The organism is Methanothermococcus jasoni, from assembly GCF_049075655.1.
In the GTDB taxonomy this organism is placed as follows: domain Archaea; phylum AGJL01; class Methanococci; order Methanococcales; family Methanococcaceae; genus Methanofervidicoccus.
Map to the genome: position 1 here is coordinate 1,533,208 of NZ_CP157522.1, position 26,388 is coordinate 1,559,595.

At 32.8% G+C, this 26,388-nt stretch carries 24 protein-coding genes; 16 read left to right on the forward strand and 8 right to left on the reverse strand.

Annotation, left to right across the window (positions count from 1 at the left end):
* The first annotated feature begins 147 nt into the window (after nt 1-147).
* The 8 genes from leuS to Mjas_RS08080 all read left to right on the forward strand — a co-directional run bounded on the left by leuS (nt 148) and on the right by Mjas_RS08080 (nt 10,690).
* A complete protein-coding gene (leuS, locus tag Mjas_RS08045; RefSeq protein ID WP_421077640.1) occupies nt 148-3,057 on the forward strand; it encodes a leucine--tRNA ligase in 2,910 nt (969 codons plus the stop codon).
* A gap of 111 nt (nt 3,058-3,168) precedes the next feature.
* Nucleotides 3,169-3,327, forward strand: coding sequence for a hypothetical protein (locus tag Mjas_RS08050; RefSeq protein ID WP_421077641.1), 159 nt, complete (start codon nt 3,169-3,171; stop codon nt 3,325-3,327).
* Nucleotides 3,328-3,353: 26 nt separating this feature from the next.
* Nucleotides 3,354-4,094: a serine/threonine protein kinase gene (locus Mjas_RS08055; protein ID WP_421077642.1), complete on the forward strand. Its 741-nt coding sequence runs from the start codon at nt 3,354-3,356 to the stop codon at nt 4,092-4,094.
* Nucleotides 4,095-4,121: 27 nt separating this feature from the next.
* Entirely contained in the window at nt 4,122-4,574 is a 453-nt protein-coding gene (gene yaaA, locus Mjas_RS08060; protein ID WP_421077643.1) for a peroxide stress protein YaaA, read from the forward strand.
* Nucleotides 4,575-4,598: 24 nt separating this feature from the next.
* Entirely contained in the window at nt 4,599-6,899 is a 2,301-nt protein-coding gene (locus Mjas_RS08065; protein ID WP_421077644.1) for a UvrD-helicase domain-containing protein, read from the forward strand.
* 19 nt (nt 6,900-6,918) lie between these two features.
* Nucleotides 6,919-7,854 (forward strand): PD-(D/E)XK nuclease family protein, encoded by a 936-nt coding sequence (locus Mjas_RS08070; RefSeq protein WP_421077645.1) that lies wholly within the window; start codon nt 6,919-6,921, stop codon nt 7,852-7,854.
* A 197-nt stretch (nt 7,855-8,051) separates the two neighbouring features.
* On the forward strand, nt 8,052-9,314 hold the full coding sequence (gene dpdA, locus Mjas_RS08075) for a tRNA-guanine transglycosylase DpdA (protein WP_421077646.1): 1,263 nt from the start codon (nt 8,052-8,054) through the stop codon (nt 9,312-9,314).
* A 407-nt stretch (nt 9,315-9,721) separates the two neighbouring features.
* Entirely contained in the window at nt 9,722-10,690 is a 969-nt protein-coding gene (locus Mjas_RS08080; RefSeq protein ID WP_421077517.1) for a transposase, read from the forward strand.
* A gap of 144 nt (nt 10,691-10,834) precedes the next feature.
* On the opposite strand, the gene Mjas_RS08085 is transcribed toward Mjas_RS08080, so the two are convergent.
* Nucleotides 10,835-11,311 carry a V4R domain-containing protein gene (locus Mjas_RS08085; protein ID WP_421077647.1) on the reverse strand — a complete coding sequence of 159 codons (477 nt, stop codon included), beginning with the start codon at nt 11,309-11,311 and terminating at the stop codon, nt 10,835-10,837.
* 205 nt (nt 11,312-11,516) lie between these two features.
* Here Mjas_RS08085 and Mjas_RS08090 point away from each other — a divergent pair, with 205 nt between their 5' ends.
* Complete coding sequence (locus tag Mjas_RS08090) at nt 11,517-12,281, forward strand: proteasome assembly chaperone family protein (RefSeq protein ID WP_421077648.1); 765 nt, start codon at nt 11,517-11,519, stop codon at nt 12,279-12,281.
* A gap of 80 nt (nt 12,282-12,361) precedes the next feature.
* On the opposite strand, the gene Mjas_RS08095 is transcribed toward Mjas_RS08090, so the two are convergent.
* The 3 genes from Mjas_RS08095 to Mjas_RS08105 form a co-directional block, all read right to left on the reverse strand.
* Complete coding sequence (locus Mjas_RS08095) at nt 12,362-13,063, reverse strand: hypothetical protein (protein ID WP_421077649.1); 702 nt, start codon at nt 13,061-13,063, stop codon at nt 12,362-12,364.
* 138 nt (nt 13,064-13,201) lie between these two features.
* Nucleotides 13,202-14,107: a formylmethanofuran--tetrahydromethanopterin N-formyltransferase gene (gene fhcD, locus Mjas_RS08100; RefSeq protein WP_421077650.1), complete on the reverse strand. Its 906-nt coding sequence runs from the start codon at nt 14,105-14,107 to the stop codon at nt 13,202-13,204.
* Nucleotides 14,108-14,361: 254 nt separating this feature from the next.
* Nucleotides 14,362-15,153, reverse strand: a complete 792-nt coding sequence (locus Mjas_RS08105; protein WP_421077651.1) for a winged helix-turn-helix transcriptional regulator — start codon at nt 15,151-15,153, stop codon at nt 14,362-14,364.
* Nucleotides 15,154-15,472: 319 nt separating this feature from the next.
* Here Mjas_RS08105 and surE point away from each other — a divergent pair, with 319 nt between their 5' ends.
* On the forward strand, nt 15,473-16,270 hold the full coding sequence (gene surE, locus Mjas_RS08110) for a 5'/3'-nucleotidase SurE (protein WP_421077652.1): 798 nt from the start codon (nt 15,473-15,475) through the stop codon (nt 16,268-16,270).
* A 78-nt stretch (nt 16,271-16,348) separates the two neighbouring features.
* The gene (locus Mjas_RS08115; RefSeq protein ID WP_421077653.1) at nt 16,349-17,029 is read left to right on the forward strand and encodes a TIGR00288 family NYN domain-containing protein; all 681 of its coding nucleotides are present in this window, start codon (nt 16,349-16,351) and stop codon (nt 17,027-17,029) included.
* Nucleotides 17,030-17,213: 184 nt separating this feature from the next.
* Here Mjas_RS08115 and mcrA read toward each other — a convergent pair whose 3' ends face one another.
* The 4 genes from mcrA to mcrB form a co-directional block, all read right to left on the reverse strand.
* Nucleotides 17,214-18,872, reverse strand: a complete 1,659-nt coding sequence (mcrA, locus tag Mjas_RS08120) for a coenzyme-B sulfoethylthiotransferase subunit alpha (protein WP_421077654.1) — start codon at nt 18,870-18,872, stop codon at nt 17,214-17,216.
* On the reverse strand, nt 18,872-19,675 hold the full coding sequence (gene mcrG, locus Mjas_RS08125) for a coenzyme-B sulfoethylthiotransferase subunit gamma (RefSeq protein WP_421077655.1): 804 nt from the start codon (nt 19,673-19,675) through the stop codon (nt 18,872-18,874). Before mcrG ends, mcrA begins: the two co-directional genes overlap by 1 nt.
* Entirely contained in the window at nt 19,676-20,170 is a 495-nt protein-coding gene (mcrD, locus tag Mjas_RS08130) for a methyl-coenzyme M reductase operon protein D (RefSeq protein ID WP_421077656.1), read from the reverse strand. It lies immediately after the preceding gene.
* A gap of 63 nt (nt 20,171-20,233) precedes the next feature.
* Nucleotides 20,234-21,568 carry a coenzyme-B sulfoethylthiotransferase subunit beta gene (gene mcrB, locus Mjas_RS08135; protein ID WP_421077657.1) on the reverse strand — a complete coding sequence of 445 codons (1,335 nt, stop codon included), beginning with the start codon at nt 21,566-21,568 and terminating at the stop codon, nt 20,234-20,236.
* A 903-nt stretch (nt 21,569-22,471) separates the two neighbouring features.
* On the opposite strand from mcrB, the gene Mjas_RS08140 reads away from it, so the two are divergent.
* From Mjas_RS08140 to Mjas_RS08160, 5 genes are all read left to right on the forward strand, one after another.
* A complete protein-coding gene (locus tag Mjas_RS08140; RefSeq protein ID WP_421077658.1) occupies nt 22,472-23,623 on the forward strand; it encodes an AAA family ATPase in 1,152 nt (383 codons plus the stop codon).
* Nucleotides 23,613-24,248: a hypothetical protein gene (locus Mjas_RS08145; RefSeq protein ID WP_421077659.1), complete on the forward strand. Its 636-nt coding sequence runs from the start codon at nt 23,613-23,615 to the stop codon at nt 24,246-24,248. The genes Mjas_RS08140 and Mjas_RS08145 overlap by 11 nt, the downstream gene beginning before the upstream one ends.
* Nucleotides 24,249-24,456: 208 nt before the next feature.
* Nucleotides 24,457-25,011, forward strand: coding sequence for a PepSY domain-containing protein (locus Mjas_RS08150; protein ID WP_421077660.1), 555 nt, complete (start codon nt 24,457-24,459; stop codon nt 25,009-25,011).
* Between the two features lie 208 nt (nt 25,012-25,219).
* Entirely contained in the window at nt 25,220-26,116 is an 897-nt protein-coding gene (locus tag Mjas_RS08155) for a PHP-associated domain-containing protein (protein ID WP_421077661.1), read from the forward strand.
* A gap of 2 nt (nt 26,117-26,118) precedes the next feature.
* On the forward strand, nt 26,119-26,385 hold the full coding sequence (locus tag Mjas_RS08160; protein WP_421077662.1) for a hypothetical protein: 267 nt from the start codon (nt 26,119-26,121) through the stop codon (nt 26,383-26,385).
* The last annotated feature ends 3 nt before the right edge of the window (nt 26,386-26,388 follow it).

Sequence of the window (26,388 nt, forward strand, 5' to 3'; positions counted from 1 at the left end):
ACCTTATAATATATTATGCATCATAACATAAACAACTATTTTACAATATGTATATTTATTATGGTATTTTATTATAACATTTATTATAATCATTATTTTAATAAAAAGGAAGAAAAAAGGAAAGAAAAAAGAATGAGAGGTATAAACATGTCAGTTGATTTTGTTAAAATTGCGGAAAAATGGCAAAAAAGATGGGAAGAAGATAAAATATTTGAAGCGGATGCTGGAAATCCAGAAGAACCAAATAAAAACGAAAATAAATTTTACATAACTGCGGCATTTCCATACTTAAACGGAGTTCTACATGCTGGGCATTTAAGGACTTTTACAATACCTGAAACAATTGCAAGATACCATAGAATGAAAAATAAAAATGTTCTATGGACTTTTGGATACCATGTAAGTGGAACACCTATATTGGGATTAGCGGAGCTCATAAAAAAACAGGATGAGCACACAATTTGGGCATACAATACATTACACAATATACCGATGGATGACCTATTAACATTAAATACGCCAGAAAATATTGTAGAATATTTCTCAAAAAGAGCTACTGAAGCCTTTAAAAAAATGGGATTCTCATTAGATTGGAGAAGAAACTTTAAAACTGATGATGAAACATTTAAAAAGTTCATAGAATGGCAGTTTTTAAAGTTAAAGGAAAAAGGATACATTAAAAAAGGCTCTCACCCTGTGAGATACTGCCCAAGATGTGATAACCCTGTGGAAGACCACGACTTACTAAGGGGGGAAGAAGCAACACTTATTGAGTATGTGCTCTTGAAATTCAAAACAAAATTAAAACTAAAATTAGATGATGAAAACGAAGAAAAAGAAATAGAATGCATCATGCCTATGGCTACGCTTAGACCTGAAACAATATTTGGTGTAGTAAATGCTTGGATTAACCCAAATGAAACATATTATATAATAAAAGTTTACGATGAGATTCAAAACAGCGACAGCGAGGATATAACGCTAAAATACAATGGTATATGGATTGTCAGTAAAGAAGCTTCCGAGAAGCTTAAAAATCAAGATAAAAAAGTAGAATTAATAAAGGAAATAAAAGGAAGTGAATTAGTTGGAAAAACTGTAATAAATCCTATTACAAACAAGGAAGTGCCACTATATCCTGCAACCTTTGTTGAAACAGAGATTGGAACAGGGTGTGTAATGAGTGTTCCAGCACATGCTCCTTATGATTATGTTGCTTTAAGGGATTACTACAACAGCATCGGCAAGGAATTAAATGACGATGAATTAATATCACTTATAAAAATAGATGGATATGGAAAATTCCCTGCAAAGGAAATTGTAGAAAAAATGAGAATAAAAGACCAAAAGGATGAGGAGAATTTAGAAAAGGCTACAAATAAAATCTACAAGGATGAATTCCACAAAGGTATATTAAATGAAAACTGCGGAGAGTATGAAGGCATCGCTGTAAGGGATATAAAAGATAAACTTACAAAGGATTTAATTAACAAAGGCATAGCGGAAATTCTTTATGAATTCTCAGAACCTGATGTAGTTTGTAGATGTGGAACAAAATGTGTTGTAAAAACAGTTAAAGGGCAATGGTTTATTACATACTCAGATGAGGAATGGAAGAAAAAGGCACATGAATGCGTAGATAAAATGAACTTCATCCCTGAATCCGTAAGAGTGGATTTCCACAATAAAATTGACTGGATGAAGGACAAGGCATGTGCAAGGAAAAAAGGATTAGGAACAAGGTTTCCATTTGATAAAAATTGGATGATTGAAAGTCTTTCAGACAGTACCATATATATGGCATACTACACAATAGCAAAGACAATAAACACAAACAATATAAAACCTGAACAGCTTCTTCCAGAATTATTTGACTATGTATTCTTTGGAAAAGGGGATATAACGGAAGTTTCAAAAAACACAAATATAGATGTCGAGCTCATAGAGGAAATGAGAAAAGAATTTTTATACTACTATCCGTTGGATTGGAGATGTTCGGCAAAAGACCTTGTGCCTAACCACTTAACATTTATGATATTTAACCATGTGGCATTGTTTGATGAGGAATTTTGGCCAAGGGGTATCGTTGTAAATGGATATGTGACAATAGAGGGCAAAAAACTTTCAAAATCAAAAGGTCCTGTTCTTCCAGTAATGGAAGTTGCTGAAAAATATGGTCCTGATGTTGGAAGATTCTATATCACCACCTGTGCCGAGCTCCCACAGGATGCTGATGTTAAGTTTAAAGAGATGGAAAAAGCTAGGGATAATTTAATTAAATTCTATGAATTAGCAATGGATGTAAAGGATATTGACAATAATTTAAATGAATTGGATGAATTATCGACAATTGATAAATGGTTATTGCATAGAGCTCATAATGCCATAAAGATAGCAGATGAATCTTATGATACATTCCACCTTAGAAAAGTGGGAATATTGTTCTATGGTCTTATGAATGATTTAAGATGGTATAAGAGAAGAGGCGGAGATAACAAGAACATATTAAGGGAAGTAATCGAAATATGGACAAAGATACTTGCACCTATGACACCCCATTTATGTGAAGAGATATGGGAGCTCCTTGGTAAAGATGGATATGTATCAAAGGAATCATTCCCAGTGGCTGATGAAAAATATATCGATGAATCCCTTGACTTAGGAGAGGAGTTCATAAAATCCACAATGGAAGACATAAGGAACATTATGGAAGTTGCAAAAATAAAACCAGAAAAAATATACCTATACACATCGGACGATTGGAAGTATGAGATTTTAAAAATTATGAATGAAAACAGAGATAAAAATGTAAAACAGATGATGCCTATCATAATGAAAAATCCAGAGTTTAGAAAGTATGGAAAGGAGATTCCAAAACTCATAAACGAAATAATGAAAATTGGAATAAAACCAATCATCGATGAAGTTGCAGTATTAAAGGATGCAAAGGAATTCCTTGAAAAAGAATTTGGATGCGAAATCATTATAAACGGCGAAGATAAAGCAAATAAAAAGAGATTCGCAATGCCACACAAGGTTGCCATCTATATGGAGTAGTTTAATCTCTAAATATAATTATTTATTTTAATTATTTAATTTAGTTATTTTTAAGTATTCCAATTCATTTTTACTTCTTTTAAATATTTATACGCTAAAAAAGGTGGGATAATGATAATAGAACATATAATAACGGCGATTTTAGTAATATTGATATTGATTGTAATGATAAAGATAGTAGTATCTGCCATAAAAACCGCCTTTAAATTGGCGATAATGGGATTTTTGTTCATAATACTGCTTTGGATTGTATTGAAGTTTATATTTTAATTTTAATTCAATTTTTTGGTGAATTTATGGATAAAAATGGAGATAACTGCACCAACATTAACAATTTAAAATTAGACAAAACCCAAAGGGTTTTGTTGCTCGAACCTTCGGTTCGAATTATTAACGAATTTAAAAATCATCCTATAATACATAATTTAGTAGATTGGGAGATGCTAAACAAAATATTAAAAGAAAATAACATAAAATTAATAGATTTTGTAGGTAAAGGGCATCGGGGAGTAGTTTTTAAAGGTTTAATGGATGATAAATTAGTTGCAGTTAAGGTGCCGAGAGTTGGGGCTAAAAATACAATCCACCATGAAGGAAGCATTTTAAAAGAAATTAACAAATTTGGAGTAGCCCCGATAGTTTATAATTTTTCAGAGGATTTTCTTATTATGGAATTTGCAGAGGGCATTAGCTTAAAGGACTATATGAACCAAAATGATATTGATAAAAAAGAACTTTTATGGATTATTGAAGAAACTCTTAGACAGTGTTTAAGGCTCGATTTACATAAAATAGACCACACAGAGATTCAAGGGGGAAAGCATATTATCATCAACAAAAATATTAATAAAATATACATCATAGATTTTGATAAGGCGAAAAAAAGGAGAGCTCACAACTTCACAAGTGCCATGGCATTGTTTTTTGGTAAGTGCTATATAGCAAATAGGGTGAAAGATGTATTAAATATCTCTGAGGATGAAGAAAGCCATATTATGGAGCTCGTAAAACTGTATAAAAAAATAGTTTTAAAATAAAAAAATAAAATAAATAAACGGGAGATTATGGGAAAGAAGTATTTATTAATTTTATCATGTTCAAAAACTAAAAAGAACATTGACCGAGCTCCTGCAATAGAGCTCTACGATGGTATGTATTACAGAGTTTTAAGAAAAAATTTTAATTTAAAAGATAATAAAAATTTAGATATTTTAATATTATCTGCAAAATACGGTTTAATAGATTCCAATGAAATAATTGATTATTACGACCAATTAATGACTTCAAAAAGGGCGGAAGAATTAAAAGATAGTGTTAAATCAAAATTAAAAGAAGTTCTAAAAAATAACAACTACGATGAAATATTTATCACCATGGGGGCAACATACGAAAAGGCATTTGATAGTGAATGTAGGGAGCTCCTACAAAAATACAACACTCACTGGATTGAGGGCATGATTGGGGAGAGGCTTCAACAATTGAAAAAATGGTTAATATCCATTAATAATGATAAATAAAATAAAATGCAGAATAGTGATAATATGACATTGGAACTAAATGAATTTATAAACTCTATTGAAAATATATTGGGGTATGAGCTCAACACCAAACAGAAAGATGCCATACTTCACAAGGATAATCCACTATGGGTTGTAGCAGGTCCTGGCTCCGGTAAAACTGAGGTTTTAGTGGTAAGAACTTTAAAGCTTATTTATGTGGATGGTGTAAATCCAAAATCCATAATATTAACCACATTTACGAAAAAGGCTTCCCAAAATCTATTTAATAGAATTTTAAATTATTCAAATAAACTATGTGATATACATCCAAAATTAAAGGAGCTCAACATTGATATTCATAGCTTGAGAGTTGGAACACTTCACAGTTTATGCTCTGATATTATGAAGGAATATAAGTATATTGATTATGAAAATTACAAACTAATGAATGAGATGGAAAATTATCTTTTTATATATAATCACTGCGAGCTCGTAAAGAACGGGGAGTTCTATAAAGAAGAATTATGGAAAAAATTTCAATATTTGGTTAAAAAATGGAACGCAGATAATAAAGAATGGTACATTGATACCAAAGATAAGGCAAGATTGGCTAAGGCAACTATTACATTATTTAATAGAATTGTAGAGGATAGGTTGGATTTGAATAAAATGAAGGTGAGCTCTAAAAAACACCACAGAATATTGGCAGAAGAATATGAAAAATTCATTGATAAATTGGAAGAATTTAAACTATGCAATTTTGCCACTGTGCAGTTAAAATTTTTAGAATTTTTAGATTCTGAGGACGGGGATTTATTTTTAAATGGTGGTGGGCACAATCCAGAATTAAAATATATTATGGTGGATGAATACCAAGATACAAATCCTATTCAAGAGGAAATATATTTTAAATTGGCAAAGCATACTGAAAATAAAAATTTATGTGTTGTAGGGGATGATGACCAGGCGTTGTATAGATTTAGGGGCGGGACTGTTGATTGTATGGTAAGGTTTGGTGATTCCTGCGAGAAAAAGTTGGGAATTCCAAAGGAGAATGTGAATAAAATATTTTTAAACTTAAATTATAGGTCTCATAAGGATATTGTAAAGTATTGCAATGATTATATAACATCCTTTGAGAAGTTAAAAAATGTTGAAATGGAAAAAGCAAGAGTTAAAGGTAAGCCACCATTAAAACCAGAAAAATCAATTAATGAAACATATCCTGCTTTAAACTATCTCAAAGAAGAAAAAGATGAAGAATTAGCAAAAAAGGTTGTAGATGCTGTAAAATATTTTAAAGAAAATAGCATTATTGAGGATTACTCCCAATGTGTGTTATTAATCAAAAGCACAAGGGAAATAGATTATAAAGGAGAAAAGACCTTTATAGGACATGCTGTAAGTGAATTAACCAATAAGGGCATTGAAACATACAATCCAAGGTCAAAGAACTTTTTAAGTCAAGAAGAAATAAAATTGGCATTGGGGGCATTCATATCTATTGTAGATAACGATTTGTATGTTCTGGAAAATAAACTGAGCTCTGAAAATATAAGCTCCGTTGTTGTAAATTGGTTTAATGAATATGAAAAAAATAAAGATAAATATCTAGAATTAAAGGAATATGTTGATAAATCTGTCGAGAAAATCAAAAGTATGAAAGCAGGGAACTGGACAAATGCAACTATACAAGACATTCTTTATAAAATATTTGCATGCAGTCCTTTTTCAGAGTGGATGGATGACACTGAAAAAAGTTGTAGATTGGCAAAACTCACTCAAATATTTGATAGTTATTCATCAATACCTATGGATAATCCAGAGGTAAGCAGGGGAGCTCTGAAAATTGATTCGGAAGAGGATGGAAAAATTGACACTTTGTGGTTAATAAACTTTTACGGTTCTCTTGTTGGGCACTTTGTAAATGGGATGGACGATTTAGAGGATGAGGAAGTAATAATTCCAGATGGGAAATTTCCTATTATGACTGTGCATCAGGCAAAAGGTTTGGAATTTCCAATAGTTTTCGTATATGTTGAGAATTGGAAGGCTGAAGCAGATGCAGGCGCAAGATTGGAAGGGGAATTTTCAGAATACACAGATTTTAAAAGAATTACAACTAACCAATTCATAAAAACTAATCAAGACATGGTAAGATTTCACTATGTGGCATACTCACGAGCTCAGTATGGACTCATACATTTGTGGAGCTCCGAAAATTTGGAAAAGAGAAAGAGGAATAAGAGCAAATTGTATGGATTTATAAAAGGAAAACCAAATAATCTTGTAAGATATATTAAGAACCTCTATAATGGGAATGGTGCTAATAATACTTTATAAATAAATATTTGGTGAAAATGTGCTATTTGAGACGCTTAACAAATATAAATCTTTAAAAATAAAAAAAGAAGAAGATAATGATAAAATAAAACAAAAATACAGCATTACCGCAGATATACTATCCTTTCAAATATGTAAAAGGCAGTATGGATTTAACACAGTTAAGGGGTTTAGCAATACTCAGGAAACTCAGGAATGGCATGGAACCTTAATTCATCAGGTTTTAAGCAGATTGCATGGAAAATATCTACATAATGTAAAGCTTAAAAATAAAGGAATAATTGGAGAAAAAGATTTAATACCAACAGATAAAGATGTAGAGGAGCTCTTTAAAAAAGCAAATGAAGTTTTAAAATCAAGAGGTATTAAACCAAAAAGTAGGGAAAATGAGGAAAAAATACTAAATCTTTTAAAAATATTTAATAAAAGGGAAGGGAAAACACTATATCCAAGGATTGTTGATTCTGAGTTAAGATTGCAGGCAGATATGGGGGATTACATACTATACGGGGTAATAGATGTCGTTGTTGAAGGGAATGAAGGCATTGAAATATGGGATTACAAAGGAATGAAATTTCCAGATTTAAACCGAGACTGGGGAAAGAAAAAACTCAGAAGATATGAATACCAAATGCTTGTTTATGCCGAGCTCTACAAACAGAGGTTCGGGAATTACCCTTCAAAATGTGTTTTGTATTTTATGAATGAGCTCACTAAGGGGAGCCCCCCTTATTTGAAATATGTGATTGATTTTAACGATAAGAATAATATTGATAAAATTAAAGATGCAATTGAAGATTTTTCAAATACTGTTAAAAAAATAGAATACTGCAAGGAAAACAACAATTGGACTATTGATGAAAAAGAAAAGCCAGACAAAGAAACCTGTGATGTTTGCGATTTAAGATGGAGTTGCCCCGCAGTTAAGGGAAAATATGAGATAAAACCCCTTTAAATAAGGATAGAATATTAGACAAAATCACTTCGTGATTTTGTTGTTTGTCCAAGCGAAGCGAAGGACAACTTAAAACCGTAGGTTTTAGGTCGCTTGCTACCGCAAACGATAACACAACTGGCAATGATAAATCTAATATAACTTATTATTTAATTAATTAATAAAATTTATACTAACTATTACCTATCGGTGTAATAATGATAAGATATTTTTTACCAGACTGGGAAGACAGATTAGACCCAAATTTTGATTTTATAAATGATGAATACTCAGAAGAACATAAAACGAATCCCTATGAAAATGATGTGTATGCTCACCAAATTTTTAAAGAGCCCCCTTATGATGGTATTTTATTTAGTTTAAGCGTTTTTAAGTCTAAAATCTCATTAAACAATAAAAAAGAAATTTACAAAATAAGAAATCATACGAGCATAAAGGATTATTTAAAAATCCCTAAAAACTCAAATTTAGAAGTAATGGGAGACTGTGGAGCATTTGGATATGTAAATGAAAAAGAGCCACCGTTGCCCTTTTACAGCGTTGAAAATGTTGCCAAATTATACCATAAATTAGGTTTTGATTATGGAGTAGCTCCTGACCATTTAGTAGTGGATAAAATAACGATAAAAGACGAAAACGGAAAGAAAAAGAAAGTTCCTCTTACTCAAAAAGAGAAAGATTATAGGATAAACCTTACTTTGGAAAATGCTGAAAAGTTTTTAAAACTACACAATAAAAAAGGATACAACTACATACCCATTGGGACAGCACAGGGTTATGATGTGGAATCCTATAAGAGCTCCGTTAAATCACTTGTTGATATGGGTTATAATTACATTGCTCTTGGAAGTCTTGTAGGTTATAAGACCGAATTTATATTGAACATACTTCATGGAATACAGCCTGTGATAAGTGAAGACATAAAAATCCATTTATTTGGTGTTGTAAGAATAGGAGCTCTGAAAAAATTTGAAGAGTTGGGAGTTAAAAGTTTGGACAGCACCTCATTTTTAAGAAAGGCATGGTTAAGGTCAGGTCAAAATTATATGAAAGATGGTAAAGGGTATGCTGCTATAAGAGTTCCCTATACTTCAAATCCGAGAACTACGAAGAAAGTATTGGAAAAAGGATATTCAATGGAGTATTTAAAAGAGTTAGAACGCCGAGCTCTGAAAACACTGTTAGATTATGAAAAGGGACTGATTGATATAGATAAGACTCTTGATATTGTAATGGAATATGATAAATTATTTTTAAGAAACTCGAGAGATGGGAAAAATTTAAGGGAAAAATATTATAAAACTTTAAAAGATAAACCTTGGGAATCCTGCGAATGCCCCATATGTAAAGAACTGGGCATACATGTGGTGATATTTAGGGGAACCAATAGGAATAAGAGAAGGGGATTTCATAATGTATGGGAGCTCAGGCGGATGATGAAAGGCAATCAAAATGTCTAATTATTTATGCGAAAAAAGAGAGCAACTCCAAAATTGTTGTTTTATGCATTAGAGTATGTTTTATGAGAAAATACATACCAATAATGTCTGACCTACTCCAACGAGTGAACTCGTTGGGTTCTCGCTTACGGTAGTAAGCGAGCAACGAAATCACGAAGTGATTTCGTCTAATTTTAGTAGGGTTTAACCCTACACGGGTGGCCAAGCCCACTACCCCTACCCATTAATGGGTTCAGGGCTACGCTATGCACTTCCAACCACTACCAGCGGTAGAGTTTTCACTAACCCTACCCATAGATACTTGGACTGGTAGCGTTACTTACTACTAATCTTCATATATTTATATTTTACTACTTACTAGAGGTTGTCGAAAAATATTAAATTATCAATAACATATAATACATGTTATGAAGGGGAATATAAAAAAGAAAATAGAAAAGAAAAAGACCAATCCTAAGACAAAAGGATACTGGAGAATATACGACCTTAGATATAAGAAATACGACCTAAGAACTACTTATACGTTGATTTTATCCATTACAAACATGCTGAATCGTCCTTCTACCGAAGGACGAAAGGTTGGTAGGGTATCTGCCCTACCCTATAATGAATATGTGGTAGTTCTAATATTAAAACATATCTACAAACTAAGTTTAAGGGATTTAGAGACACTCTCAAATACATTACATAACAAACATATTGACCATTCCACATACGGTAAAGCATTCAAGCGAATAGATACCTGGTGGTTATCTACCTTACTTACTTTTACATATGTAATTATAGATAATCTACTAACTCAGCCCTCCAACAAACTATATATGGCAGACTCAACAGGAGTTTCCATAAATAGGTTATACTATGAGTGCATTCACGGAGGGAAACGTACTAAACGATTGGTGCATGATAAATTGCATGTTCTAGCATCATACTATCCAGAACAAGGATATATTCCAATAATCTCCGCCCGTTGGGGCGGAGGTTATAGTTCCGATAGTGCCAACCTATTGGAAATGGTTAAACAGATTGATTTTTTAGATAATGAATATCTACTGGCTGATGGAGGATATGATTGCTGTGAATTGTTTGAATATTTACTACAACACAATATCACTCCAATAGTTAAAACAAAAGAATTCAAGTGGAAGTATCATATTAGCAAAGTTAGAAAAACCATTAAGAGCATGTTTAACAAGGATTGGTATCGCCTTCGGGGGATAGTAGAATCCATATTTGGAGGGCTGGAGACTAAAAACAGGTTAAAATTAGATGACAGGTTGGCGGATAGCAGATGTAAAAGCACTATCGCAGTAGCGATAGTGCATAACATATTAACACTAATGAGGATATTAGTATTAACATATGATACCAAATAAATTTACTAATTCAATTATTCGACAACCTCTACTTACTAGCCAATATAATGTCCGCCTCTCATCCAATCTCGTAAGAGATTTTACAAAACTATGTTTTGTATAACGACTGAAGTCGTTGGCTTTCCCGGCGGTTTATCGTAAATATTATTTATTATCACCATGGTCAGATAAGATAGTAACATCGAATTCACAACAGTCATCTCCATTTGCATAACATTTTGTCTCCACAACTTTAACTTTTTTATCCAATATGGACTCTAAACATCCAGCAATAATTCCTGCTTCAAAATAACATATTGGTTTACCTAAATTAGGCAATCCTGCGCAATCGATACATTCCCTGATTCTAAATTTTAACGGATCCTCACTAACTACGCTTAAAATTCCGATACCCAATTCTTTAAAAAATTCTTTCATATCATCTATTGATTTAATACCAATGTTTTCTCCAAAATGCATTCCCGCAAAATACAACTTAGATGCTGCATTAAATCCCAAATACTCAATAATTGAAAGTTTGAGTGCTCTAATCAATGAAACATCAGCTTGCCTACCCAGTGTAGGTCTATCTACATTACATATTTCTTCAAAACTTAGTTCTAAAATGTCTGATTTTTTCACAATATCCCTCCCCAATCACGCGAATTTCAAACATTTTAATTTATGTGTGTCGTATATATAAATATTATGGGATTATGACATATAGCTATCCAATTTATTACCATAATGGATTGTTAAGTTCAAACTATTCATATCTAAATTTATTAAATAAAATTATATATAGTATCAAATGGATAACTATAAAATAAAATATAGAGGGGATATTATGGTAAAAATTATAGAAAAAATAATAAAAGATGCAGAGCCATTAAAAGATGCTATATTAATAGAGGGCCTTCCAGGAATAGGTCATGTAGGTAGAATAGCCGCAGAACATTTAATTCATGAATTTAATGGAGAAAAAGTTTTAGAACTTTATTGTGATGATTTTCCACCGCAAGTTTTGGTTAATAATGATGGAACAGTTGAATTTATGAATAATGAATTTTATTTAATAAAAGAACCAGTTCCCATGGTCGTAGTTCTTGGAAATACTCAAGCACTTTCACCTGCGGGCCAATATCAACTTTCTCAAAAAATCGTAGAAATTGGTATAAGATACGGTGCAAAAATCACCTATACATTAGGGGGATTCGGCATAGGGCAGATAAAAGATACACCAACAGTTTATGTAGCTTCAACATCAAAAGAATTAGCCGATAAAATAAGCGAGCTCGGTGCTGAATTTAGACAGGATGGTGGAAGTATTATAGGAGCTGCTGGTTTGATGCTCACATTTTCAAAATTAAATGGCATTGAGGGGGTATGTCTTATGGGAGAAACTCCTGGATACTTGGTAGACCCAAAATCTGCAAGAAGAGTATTGGAAATACTTTCAAAGTTTGTTGGATTTGAGATTAGCATGAAAGAACTTGAAGAAAGGGCAAAAGAGATGGAAAAGTTCCTTGAAAAAATTAGAAAGTTCGAAGAAGAGGCATTGCAACAGCAGCAGATTCCTGCAAGTGAAGATGATTTAAGATATATAGGATAAATGAAATAATTATTATTTTTTAAAATATAATATATATAGTATATATTATTTCAAAAAACTCAATAGATTTTATATATAATTCAATATTGGTTTTTGTTTTTAATGTCCTTAAAATAAAGACCATGTTCTTTAAGGAATACTGAGACCTGCTCTTTTAAATAATCATCACTTGAAACAATGCCATGAGGGTAAATATAAACCTTATTTTCAATATTTATTCTTGGATGATTGAGTTCAAGTTGCACATCATCTAAAAGGCATTTTTTCAGATGATTTGTAGTTTTTGTTAGATTCAAGAGCATGGGAGGATTGTATGGTGGGTTATTTTTTGGCAGGTTCCATCTTGTGCCGTAATATATAACATAACTGGGGTTTATTAGAATAACAACTTCACCATGTATTTCCAAAACAAGAGTCCATGAAAACACACCTCTTGTGAACCCCAAAAGCCTCCCGAGGTAGGTTGTTTTTGGGTTGTTGTAGCAAACCTTCAAAGTTCGTCCAACAATCCTTGAAAGTGCTTCTTTTGTATGTATGTTTTTTGGATTTGTGGGCAGGGAAGTTTTTGGGAGTATATTTATGGGGATGCATTTTTCTGGTTTAATCATATGAAGTGCTTTTAAAGGATAAAAATAACAATGATTCTTTTTATTTAGCATCACAATGCCTTCCATTAATCCATTGAAATCAGATTTTATAATCTTGCCCCTGTATGTATTAAAGGACTTATTAAGTGTAAATTCTGCAAATATGTCATTTTTTAATACATATTTTGGTTTCAAAGTAAAAACCCCCAATATTATTAAAATTATTTTAAATCGCTCATTTTTTAAATTTTGATAACGTGTATTTAACACCATATTAAATTAAAAAATTAAAATATTGTATATAATATAAATAATATATGTAATATATAATATTTATTCAAATAATTCTCTTAATTTTATCTGGAATTTACCTAATTTTCCACCGTAGTTTCCTGCTGTGATTTTCTTAACTCCTTTAACAGTTGTAGCTGCTAAAATTCCTGCCTTTGTAGCTTCTTTAACTGCTTCTTCATCAACACCATCGATTACAATTTCATAAACTCCATTTACATCTTCTGGAACTTCTGAATCTTCAACAGCATCCTTTAATGTTGGGCACATTTTGTGGTTTGTTGTAGCAACCATGAAGTTGTATTTTGGATTTGAAGCTCCTACTTTACTTCCTGATGCAACAATTCCACCTGGGAATGGTGTAATGGTTTTTTCTACTGCGTTTATAGCATCTATTGCAGCTTCTGCTGCTGTTAAAGCTGTCATGTTGCTGTCAGCCATTATAAAGAAGTTTCCTCCTGCAACTCCTTTCTTAATACCCAATTTGCTTTCAACTACGAATTCTCCACCCATTACTGGTATTTTATAAACTGTTCTTTCTCCAACTTTGTCTTTTTTCTCGTATCCATCTCCGAAGAATTTTAATTTAAACCCTACTTTTAACTGCTCATCAGCATCTTCTCCCATAGCATCAAATACTGCTGTTGTAGGTGCTGTTAAAACACACTGTCCCAATCTTTCCAACAACTGATGTTCGAGCTCGGATTTTTTAGGGTGGCATATTTCTATAATGTATCCTGGTCTTCCATCTGGTGTTTCTGTTGGTGGAACATATTTTTCAATACCTGCTTCTGCTGGACACATGATAACTGAACATCCAAATCCTGTTGCTTCTGTTGCTGCTATTTTTGCAAGTCTTTCTGTTGCTGCTGTAATTAAAACTCTTGAAACCCATATTGGGAATGCTTCTGCAAATGTATCTTCTATAAATACACCATTTATTTCCATGATTTCACCTTTTTTATCTTTTATTTATTTTTTATATTTTTATATTTTTATTTTATTTTTCTTCTTTTTTATCTTTTTTCTAATGTATATTTATATAATGTATATCGCTATATTGATAAACCATAATGAAGCAAACATTCATTTATGGTTTTACTTCTTATTTTTTAAATACTAAATATTAACAGTATAAAATTAATTAAACTAATATTAATAATTTATTATTTAATTTTTTAATTATTATTTATTTTAATTTTTTATTCATCATCAGTATTTTTTGCAGTATCCAATACAGTATAACTTATCTTATTTTTATCCAGTACCTTCACAATCTTTTCAGTCATCTTCCCAGTAATGAGACATAAGACATCACAACCTCTATTGCAGGCACTCACAACCCCTTCCGGAACTGCAAATCTTATATCTGGATTGATACCCAATTTTTTAGATACTACATAGGATATAGTTCCCATACTTGCTGTTACTGCATCTTTATTTTCATCAAATATGTTTTTGATTAAATTGTAATCCACGTTCTGAGAACCTCCTTTAACCTTTGGAGGTATCTTTAATATAATAACCTTTCCTTTTTTTATTTCTATCATGCCTGTTATGTCAGTTATGGCGATATCTTCCCCTTTTTTACCGCCTTCAACAACTTTTGCGGTGGATTCTGATTTAATAGATTTTGAGGCGTATAAATGTCCTTTTTTCATGAATAAATATGCTTCATCCCCTTCTTTCAAATCTTCATAGGCGATGGCAGGCCATATTTCTTTATATCTATATATATCCTGATTTACATCGTTTAAATAATTTTTAAACTCAGAAATCCATGTTTTTAACGCCCTCATTCCTTTATCTGTAAGGACATATTCCCCTCGACCTCTTGATTTGATATAATCCTTCTTTAAAAGATTTCTTATATGTTCAGAAACTCCCTGAACTGTTATGCCTAAAACTTCTGCTATTTCTTTCTGTTTTATATGTGGCTGTTTTCTTACAATTTCAGAAAGTATTTGAAACTCAGTAATATTCCTCTTCTTCATGTTATCACCAAATGAAACGAAAGTGAGCTCTGAAAGAACAATAGGTTCGCAAAAATATGAAATAATTTTTAATTGCTTCCAATTATATGAAAACCTTTTCGATTTTATGCTCAAATTGGAGATTTATTCAACAGCAAGTGTAATGAGCACACGAGACTATAAAATCCCATGGATTTCATTTAATCACCAATATTATTTATATTATACATGACAATAAACTATTATTATTATATTATTGTATTTTAGTTAATAAAGATATGTTTATTATAATTTATATATTTATTCAAATTATGTTTATTTACAACACATTGGTGATGATATGGTGGATATTCTTTTGGTAAATGATGATGGGATATACTCGAATGGATTGCTGGCGTTAAAATCTGTTTTAAAGGAGGAGTTAGATGCTAATGTTGTAATTGTAGCTCCAACAAACCAGCAAAGCGGAGTTGGTAGGGCCATTAGTCTATTTGAACCTTTAAGGATAACCAAGACAAGACTTTCTAATGGAGATTACGGTTATGCAGTTTCAGGGACTCCCACAGACTGCGTAATATTGGGAATTTATAAAATCTTAAAAAAGATTCCTGATATAGTTATTTCGGGCATAAATGTGGGTGAGAATTTAGGGACTGAAATAACGACTTCTGGAACACTTGGGGCAGCATTTGAAGGGGCTCACCATGGGGCAAAATCCCTCGCATGTTCATTACAAATTACTGCTGACCATTTGAAATTTAGGGAAGGGGAAACACCAGTGGATTTCATCACACCTTCAAAAATTACATCTAAGATTGTTAAAAAATATCTCGATGGTAATTTTCCATGTGATGTGATTAATTTAAATATCCCTGAGGATGCGGACGAAAATACGCCAATAGAAATTACAAAATTGGCAAAAAAGATGTACACCACCCATGTGGAAGAAAGAACCGACCCTAGAGGGAGGGATTACTACTGGATAGATGGTTATCCAATAATGGAAGAAGAGGAGGGGACAGATGTATATGTTCTGAGAAAAAAAGGTCATATATCATTAACACCCCTCACCCTGGATACTACCATAAAAAACCTAAATGAATTTAAAGATAAATATGAAAAAGTATTAAATTATTAATCTAATTTGCACAATGTGATGATATATTTAAGTTTATATATTTAATTTATTATTGAATAATTTAAATGCGTGATATACATGTGGGAAAAATTAAGTAATTTAAAAAAATTTTATGTGAAAAAGAGCAGTAGAAAGGGAACCGATAGAATGGCACTTTTGATAGATGGTCCAAATATGTTGAGAAAGGAATTTAATATAGATTTGGATAAAATAAGAGAGGTTTTAGATGAATTTGGAAGCATTATAATTGGGAGGGTTTATTTAAATCAGTATGCATCGGATAAATTAATCGAGGCTATTGCAAATCAAGGTTTTGAGCCAAGAATCTCAGCAGGAGATGTTGATGTGGAGATGGCTGTGGAGGGAACAGAGCTCATATTCAACAATAACATTGATACCATTGTTTATATGACTAGGGATGCAGATTTCCTCCCTGCAATTAGAAAGGCTAAGGAACACGGTAAAAAGATTATAGTAATAGGGGCAGAACCTGGTTTCAGCACGGCAATTCAAAATATAGCAGACCATGTAATTAAAATAGAAGAAGATTTTGAGTTGGATAGGGAAAAATTAGAACAAAAAAAGAAGGATAAAAAGAACCATGATGATAAAAAAGAGAGAGAAAAAGAATATAATAAAAGAAACGATGAAAAAGAAGAATATGATAATAATGAGGAACGGGATTTCTACAATGAAGAAGAGGGATATAATAAGGATAAATCGTCAATTATGAATAAAATAAACTGGTTTAAAAAATAGATGGCATATAATTAATGAATAATCCAAAAAATAAATAAAAAAATAGTAATAATAAGCAAATAAGAAATAAAATAAATCAATTTTACTATTTGCTTGCGGTAGCAAGCGACCTAAAACCTTTGGTTTTAAGTTTTACTCATTTCATTCGTAAATGCAATAAAATGCGAAGCATTTTATCTATTTTTTAATGATTTCCGGGAATAATTAAATCCCTTTCACCCGCAGGTTCAAACTCCCTCAGAGCTCCTTTTGCAATGCACTTTCTTGGCCACTTAAAGTCAAATACCAGGTGCTTATCTGCAAATGCTACTTTAACAAGTGGGTTAAAGCAGAAGGCGTCTCCTCTTGCAGCGTGTGGTGCCTGGGCTATACCTGTATATTCTGGCTGATGTCCTACATTCATGGCATAGTTTGGATAGTTTGGACCTCTTGCCTCATGCAATGCACCTTCGTCAGCTCTAATGGATACGGAGTTTGCTGCTCCACACTGGTCTTGTAAGTCATATCCATAGAACCCCAATCTACTGTGGTATTCTTTGTGTAATATCTGGCTTAGATACCATCCATTAATTCCAGCATTTGAATTTCCTGTGGCAAATGCAACGGAACAGCCTGCTGCTGCTGCAACAACTCCTGTCCTCTGAGAACCTCCAAAGTGGTCTTCCAATAATGTAGGGTATTCATCATACTGTTCCATACCATACAATGTTACTTCTGTCGCAATATCCCTCACAACATCCATCGAAGCCTCTACACCACACATCCCATATTTGTCTTCCACATAATCCTTTCCATAATACACAAAATCATCCAAAATATCATCTGTATAGGTCGCACTTGCATACTGTGTAAATCCTACCCCTCCTGACATGTAGGAGCCAAGCCATACTTGGTCGTAGAATGTTGCCGCAGCTCCGATTACCTCCAAGGTCACTTCCGCAGGGTCATCACATACCCTTGATGTTTGAATTATGTCGGCAAATACACCGAATGGAACTCCCCCTGGTTCATTTGCCCCTCTTGCCCTTCTTGCAGGAAGTATTGTTCCCATCTGGATAACATCTGCGTGTTTTGCCGCATATGAGAAATCAGCAATTGCAGCTTCCCCAGCACAGAGTTTGTATGCCGTAATAAATGACATTCCAATCTGCATAGCAGACCATCTTGAAACTGTTCCACCATCACAGCACCTTACAACTACTGTTGGAACCCTTGAAACCTGATATGTTTTATTTCCAATGTATTTTTTTAACATCTCTGCCTGTTCTTCTGGGAACTCTTTGTTTATGTCGATTAAAAATCTTTTGTCGAGCTCATCTGCTAATTCATCATTTCCTGTAAATATTTTTGCATAGCAATCCCAAACTAAACCTGGATGAACCTCAACCATGTGCTCCTGAACAACGGCACCTCCTGGCAGTGCGTGATTAACTGTTTCCATATATTCGTTTATTGTTTCAGGCGTAACCTCTACACCGAGCCTTTTTTCAAGAACAGCATGTCCTGTGTCCATACCTACAATGACCGTCCTTTTAATATCATCTACAAGCTGCTGAATTGCCGCGTTATTACAAAAGTGCAAATCATCTCCTTCCACATACTCGTCTGTTCCAGATATTTTATAGGTCATTAATGTTCTTTGTCCCAATGGAACTCCAATATCTGGGTTGTATCCGGGAATTCCCCTTTTTGATGTTATTTCCTGAGCTGCTTCATAGAACTCTCTTTTTCTTGCAGACTGTTTCCATCCTCCGAAGCAGTAAAAGCTCGTGTATTTTTCTTTTGGGTCTTCTTCGAATTTTTCCTTCAACGCCTTTAAGAACAATTTCTTTTCAGCATCCATTATTCCTCACCTAATCTCTTTTTCAAATCGTGTTTAAATGCGTTCATTCCAAATCCGCCTTCACTCCTTGCCACATGTATTGTTTCAACAACCTCTAATGCCTCTTTGTCTTCCCTCATTCCAATATTGTCCTTTCTATAAATGGTCGTAATTTTTGCAAGATATTCTTGTGGAAGCGGTTCTCCAACATCTACTGGTTCATCCAAAGGTATTCCAACTTGTTCCTTTACATACAGAACATGCCCTGTTTTTTCATCGTAGATGTATCTCTGCAATCCATCAAACATGAGCCCATTTTCATCTAACCTCAATGAGTGCCCATGCACAGTAGCTCCTCTCATACCACATGTTGCAGGGTCAAAGATTTCTGTTTCAACTAACCACTTTGAAATCTTTTCCAAGTCGAGCTCCCTTATTTCAATAACCTGCCTTCCTGAGAGTGTCCCAGTATCTACTCCCCTAAATCTCCACATGTATGTTCTAGCTCTATCATAAGGTTGAGCTGGTGCGTTATACATAGAATCTGCAAACTGAATATATCTAACCCTTATACCTTCTTTTGCTCCTTCAATTGGTTCTACAAGGTCTTTAATTGCATCCTCTTCAAAGTCCATTTCTTCCAATGGTGGGTGAACTGTTCTATAACTTTCTCCGGGGTTTCTATGTCCCAGAACTCTGACCAAATCATCATCTGAAATTTCCCTTAGTTTTTTTAATTCACAGTTCGGGTCCATGTGCTTTCTTCTATTTTCACCTATTATCGTTTCCCCAGGGTAAAACTGCGGTTTATAATTCCCTTTCATTTAATCACCTTTAATCATCTTAACTTTATCAGAAGTTCTTGCAGTAGGGTCAGCCATTCCTATTAATCTAGGGTCTATTTTATCCTCAAACCCTTCTCCATACTTTAAATAGTCGGAAACTGTTGGTTTTACTTTTGTAAATGCTCCCAAGTTCAAATTATAACCGAATGGGAATGCTTTTTTACATATTTCATCTAATTTTTCTGAGAGCTCTACACTTTTTTCGTATGGAACTGTGATGATGAATTTCCCAACCTTAACGGTTAGTTCAACATCTTTCCCATTAACATTGATGACTTTCCTATCTGGATGATTTACAGGGGTGCCTCTTGCAGGTCCGTAATAAACATATTTTGGTAAAGATTGACCATGAATAATTACCCTTATTATGTCCTTTCCAAGACTATAAATTGAATTTAACACTCTTTCAGTGGTTTCGGGCTTTAAATATCTGTAAGGGAATATTTGAATATCTACGGCTTTTATTTCTTCCATAATTTCACCCATGAGCTTTAATAATAAATATGTAGCAAGATAATGCACTAAGAAGGTTAAATTTTAAAGTTTATCTCTAATCTCTGAGACCCCCAAGGCAACATGCTTCAACGGCTCCCTCAGATAGTCAATGGCACTATAAACCATACCTACCAATGAAGATGTTTTTTCAACGGAAAACATCTGAGTTCCTGCATCAAGGCACATGGCAGCGGCGGCACATGGAATGGCAAATCCTTTACTATGTCTTGTAACTACGTGGTTTCCATGGAATGTTCCTGGACCTCCACCGCCGTAGATAGAATGACTGAAAAAGCTGAAACCTACCCCAGTTCCCTCTGTTCTACCGAAATCAACACCCGGCAATCCAGTTTCATATTCAAGAATATCGTTGTAATAAAGCACCGTTGAAGCTACACCCTGTGCAGCCCTTGCTGCCCCAACATTCACCATAATGGATGCAACCAATCCCGCCGCTGCATAAGCATTCCACAATGCCCAGTCAGCAGGTTCATAAACTACAAATCCCGATGGCATGGTTTTTGATGGTTTAATTACTTTGTCCTCCAGAGCTCTTTCAACAACTGATGCTACAACAGTTCCCACTGTTCCGCTTTTACCGTTTTCTTTAACAATCTCATAAACAAGGTTGTTAGCGTTCAATCCTTGGAATGCTAAACCAAGTAAGTGGTATCTTTCAAATGCACCTACTGCATCCCCTGTTTCAAACATTGCCGTTTGTTCTAAAATGGATGACAACGCCACGGCATTTAATGTCTTTTTTCTTGTGATTGCCACGACGTGGTTTGCCATGATATTTCTCAACCCATATCCGAGACCTTCAAGCATTACAGGCGGACCAAGCAATGCCGCAATATTTGCACCGTGGAAATCTATTGATTGAGGATATCTTCCCAAAACCGCAGTTTTAATATTTGGTGCATTAAACATATTCACGTCAAAAGTATCAACTATTGACTGAGTTACCGCAGCTCCTGTGGCTAAGGTGGATATCGTATAATCGGCAGCTACTTTTAACCTCTTTGAAGGCAGCTGAACAAGCATTTGATTTCCATTGTTAATCAATTTAACAACTGTATCGTCCCCATCATGCACTTGAATCAGTTTTTTTACCTTTTCTGCAATAATTTCGGCATTTTCTACTATTGGCAAATCGAGCTCTCTCCCAGGGCAAACGCATGCCTTACCTCCAATTGCCCCACTTTTTAGTGCATTCTGAATTCCAGACAGATTTACTGCAACAGACCTCTTAACATCGCCAATTATTTTCTCCACCGTTGGATTGATAATTGGGCTTATGGCGTCCAGTGGCACATTTTCTTCAAGAAGTTTTCCCTTCTCATCATACAAATCTATTTTATCTTCATATATAGTCATTCTAACACCTTAGTTTATACTATTTAAATAATAACTTTTTGTATAATTATAATATTTAGTATATAATATTTTCTATTAAATATTAAATAAATAAGATTATATACTGAAAAAATATTAAAACTATCACACTGCAAAATAAATTACAATATTGACCCATAATAAATACATTAAAACATCGGCTAAATTGCTTTAAAAATGGCATTTTTTTGTGATATAGACATTAGACATCATGCTGACCGACAACATTACTTCTAAATTTTGCAGATGCACAATAAAAACTAAAAAACTAAAATTTAGTATTTCCACATGTTTAGATTCACTCTTAGTTGTATGTGATAAATTGGAATATATTAAAACAATAATCAAAACTGCCCATTTTTACCTCCACTGTTTGTAGAATTAGATGAAATTCCAAGGAATTTCATACTATTTGATAGATAAATTCGTGGGTTTTTGCATTATGCAAAGCGAGAAGTTTTACAGTAATAGTGAAGTTATATTATAAAATCCCGGGGCTTTATTCAATCACTAATTTATCAATTCTTCGCTTAGCTTAGGAACTTCGTGGAAATACCATAGTAAGTTTTATGGATTGTTATTAATTTAGAGTGGCAAAGTTTAGAGTGGTTTATATTTGTTAGATTTGTGGTTCCTATGGTTTTTGACCCCCCAAATTATTATTTACAATAACTTATATATAATACTTTCTATCTATTTTGTAATATTATTAATGAATTGGTTATACAATAATAATATGAAATAATTAAAATAATAAAATAAATATGAACATTTGAATAAATATTAACTATAATAGTATGATAGACATTGAAGTTATGGAACTAAAAGTTAGAATATAGATTCCAATATATTATCAAATTAAATAAAATAAAAAAACGGTAAAAAATGGATATCATGAACGCCATAGAAAAAATACAAAAAATAAGGAATGAATTGAACAGTTATTTTTTAGAAAGGAAGGAAGAGATAGACATCGCTCTAACTTCAATTTTGGCAAATGAGCACTGTATATTTTTAGGAAATCCGGGTGTTGCAAAATCCCAGTTAATCAGAGCGATTTCTTCCCATATATCTGATGCAGATTACTTTGAAAAACTCATTACACGATTTTCAACAGAGGACGAGTTATTTGGTCCTTTAAGCATTAAAGAACTTAAAGATAATGATAGATTCACTAGAAAGACGGAAAATTATATGCCTGATGCAGAAATTGTATTTTTAGATGAGATTTTTAAGGCAAACAGTAGCATATTAAATGCACTGTTGTCCATAATAAACGAAAGAATATATCACAATGGTGATGAAGTCCAGGGAGCTCCCTTGATAAGTTTGTTTGGAGCATCCAATGAACTGCCCGAAGAAAATGGATTGTTTGCCTTTTATGACAGATTCTTGTTTAGGAAAATCGTTAAAAATATAAACAGCCGTGAAAATTTAAAAAAACTAGTTTATTTAGATGAGGATTATATACCAAAAACAAAGATTACCGTAGAGGATATTAAAAGATTACAAAAAGAGGTTGAAAAAGTTAATATCGACGGTATTGTCGATTATCTGCTGGATATAAAAATGAAATTGAACCACCACAACATATTTATATCCGACAGACGGCTTAAAAAATCCATTAAAGCCGTAAAAAGCTATGCATTGTTAAATGGAAAAAAAGAAGCTGATGAAAATGATTTAGAAATATTAAGACATATATTTTGGGACGAAGTGGAGGACTACCTTACAGTATCAAAGGTTATTTTTGAATGTTCAAACTCATATTCTCAGAAGGCATTGGAAAAGAAAGAGATTTTGGACAATCTAAAAAAGGAATTAAAATACATCAACACTAAAAAAATCAAAAATTGCGGGAAGGATTATAACAAACTTATTGAAATGCTCTGCAAGGTTGGATATATAAAATTAGAATTGAAAAAAATGAGAAGTGAGGCATCATCAAACGGCAAATCCTCGGAGGTTATAGATAACATATTAAATGACTGCAAAGAGTTTGATAAAATCATTGAGGGGTTGCTGAATGAATTATAAAAATAGAGATTACAAAAAAATGTTTAGATTGGATGACATATCAAAATTAAAGGCATTAAGTGAGATATACAATAAAGATGTAGATGACATAATAGAATTAAATATCTTGGATGACATATTTACACTGATTAGGGAAACGCGGGAAAGGGATTTTGCTGACATTGTTTATGAATTTCAGACATTGGATACTAAAAATAGGGAAATAATATCCCTTGGAATAAAAATTATTGGAAAGGTTGGGGAAAAGTATGTGGAAGAGGTTTATAACTACATACCATATCTTATAAAATCACTTGATAGTGAATTCGATATAATAAGACATGCCAGTGCCGGAGCTCTTGCAAAAATTCCCTCGAAATTAACAATATATGCCTACCCAAAACTTATAAAAAATTTAAATGATGAAATTTATGCAGATGCCATAGTTTCTTTGATTTTTAAGACAGAGAATAAGGAGGCATTATTATTGAATTTATATAAGAAATTTTGTGATGAATACTCGCCCCATGTTCTGCATATATTGAATAAAATCAAAGAACGAGATAAAAATTTAATAGAGGATTTTATGCCGTTGATTTTAAAGTATAGGGATAATCTTGGAGAAATAAGAAGACTGACGGATTAATTAAATAGGATATTCCCTACGAATTAATTCTTTTAATAATATGCCACCCTTACCGTCTTTTTATTTTAATCTTTTTTCGTTGTTATGTTGCTAATTATTCGAAAATTGTACTAATATTCGAGTTTTGAACCAGAAAAGATATATTACAGTCCCAATACACATAATAACGGGATTACGAAATGTAATCCTAAATACTGAGGTGAATTGAATGAAGTCCAAAGGAATATTTGCACTACTGGCATCCCTTGCCTTGATGTGTGTTGGTGCGGTGTTTGCTATCAACACTTCAACATCCCCATCATTAGGCAACAGCACGGTATCAGCAGAAGAAGATGTGCAGTATCCAAACTACGTGGGAACTGTTAAAGCTCCCCAAACATCTGGAGATGAAACATCTGAAACGCAGGCATTGGCAAAATATGCTAAAATTACAGCTGAACAGGCAAAAAGTATAGCACTTTCAAAAGTATCTGGAAAAGTAGTTAATGTAGGGCTTGAAAATGAAAACGGGTATGTTGTATATTCGGTAGAAATCTCAACAATCAATGGGATAAAAGATATTAAGGTAGATGCAGGGAATGGAAAAATATTAAATATTGACAGTTCAGACTCGCAGGAAACAGATAATGATAAAGAAGTAAATGATGATGGAAAAGATGGAGATAAGGAAACAAACGACGATGCAGAATATAATGATAAAGAATTAAATGACGATAATACCCAAGATAAAGAAACAAACGATGATGCTAATAATACTAACTAAAAACATTGCTACTATTTTTAACATAATTTTATTTTTTTATCATAATTTTAACTGCATGTCATACCAAATTTAATTTTTTAAAACACATATGGGGATAACCCCCAATATATAATTCTATTCGATTTTTGAACCAAAAAATATACTAAGTGTATTAAATAGACAATATTTTAAAATTAGAAAAATTTAATTTATTCTGCACGGGGAAATTATGAAAGCGGATTTACACATACACACAAAATATTCTGGAATTGGAGGATATTGGAAATTAAAATTTCCAGATTCCATAGAAGAGCCTAGAAATATTATGAAATATGCTAAAAAGAAGGATTTAAGTGTAATTGCAATTACAGACCACAATACTATAAGGGGCGGTTTGGAAACTAAAAAGTTCGAAAAAGAATTTGGAATCGATGTCGTCGTTGGAAGTGAGATAATAACAAAGGATGGAGAAATAATAGGATTGTATTTAAATGAGGAAATACCGAAACACTTATCCGCTGAGGAAACCATTGAGAAAATTCACGAACAGGGCGGTTTGGCAATAGCTCCTCATCCATACAGTCCAATATGTAGTGCGTTGGGGGATAAAATCTTTAAACTAGACCTGGATGGTGTAGAGGCATTCAACGCATATCATAGAGATGGGATTATAAATAACTTTACCTTAAAAAAAATTAAACAAAATTTTTCTTCTACAAATAGTCATTCCAAATCTTTTGCATACATTGGAGGAAGTGATGCCCATATAGCTAGAATGGTGGGAAATGCATATACAATATTTAAAGGAGATTCCTCAGAAGAATTATATCATGCAATAATCAAAGGAGAAACATTTTTTTGGGGGAGCTCCACACCTTTATTGGATATCATACTTTGGAGTTATAATATTGTTTATGCCTCTGAAAAAGAGTTAATAAAATCAATAATATTAAAAAATCCAACATTAAACATGAAATTAAACACAAAAATACTTGCAATAATTGGGGGGCTTACCTATCTATCCACACCTTTACCAATATTGGCAGGCTTATTTGGTAATTATTATTTAAAATATAAAGCGAAACATGAGGTTAAGGAACATCAAATATTGTATCATGAGGTGTAGAAATGGACCTTGATGAAATTATAAGGCTTCTATCAAGTATTCTTGCATTAGGTATTTTTATCATCTCTACAATTGCCTACCATAGAGAACATAATAAAAAACTTCTTTTAGTTTCCGTGGCGTTCTTTTTTTATGCCGTAAAAGGATTTTTAAAAATTTCTGACTTAATTTTTCCTCAAAAAGGTGAATTTATAGATATCGTGGCAAATTTACTGGATTTTGTGATATTGCTATTGTTTTTTACTGCACTGGTTATAAAAAGTAGGTGAAGT